Below are 712 nucleotides of genomic sequence, written 5' to 3'. Positions count from 1 at the left end.
CTCATCAACAGACTCAAGAGTTCCCGCATCCTTAACAATGCACGACATCCTCTCACGAACATCAGCAAGAAAATCCTGCCAGCCGTTCCCCTTCAAATACGGCAGATCAAAGAGGATATTCATATGCATGTTAAGGGTTTCATGATCCTCATTATGAGTGAACTCAGTCCCCCTGAAATACAGATTTGAACCATATTTTTGATTGAGCCAACGGAAGCAATCAGAGAGCTTGCGTGTCCATTTCCTATGCTCCGCCTTGAGGTCATCATATATGCGGACGTTCTCACCGCAGGTGATAACCATGTACCGCAGATACTTCCCCTTATTCGGGAGAATGTTATCAATCCAATAGGTCAGCTCATTCCTCAACTGGCGACGCTCAGCAACAGCAACAGCAGGAATGAACATGATATGCCTAAACTGTTCATCCATCTGCTTAGCTAATCCAGACAGCAAACCCACCTTGAAAAAGGTGCCATCCTGCTTCTTACGCCTAGACGGAATCCCCAGACCTTCAAGCCTGTCAGCAATGCGATCAGATTGAAGCCTTATGGCCTCATCCCTGCCAATGCGTTCAAGATGTTTAAACACATCAACCTTGTTCCCACTGTTGCGACGATGAAGCTCATAAAAACCTATCCGTGAAGATGACTCACACCCATTCTCAGACGGTCCTGCATCAAAACTCTGTCCGCGTGATGCCTTCGCTTCT

At 46.8% G+C, this 712-nt stretch carries 1 protein-coding gene; it reads right to left on the bottom strand.

Features of this window, described 5'->3' with window-relative positions:
- Positions 1 to 712: hypothetical protein (locus KP705_RS15735; RefSeq protein ID WP_215764873.1), on the bottom strand; the 712-nt coding region annotated here is incomplete at both ends.

Source organism: Gluconobacter sp. P1D12_c (assembly GCF_018812105.1).
In the GTDB taxonomy this organism is placed as follows: domain Bacteria; phylum Pseudomonadota; class Alphaproteobacteria; order Acetobacterales; family Acetobacteraceae; genus Gluconobacter; species Gluconobacter oxydans_A.
Note: the sequence above shows the minus strand (reverse complement) of the source record. Positions and strands in the feature narration are given on the sequence as shown.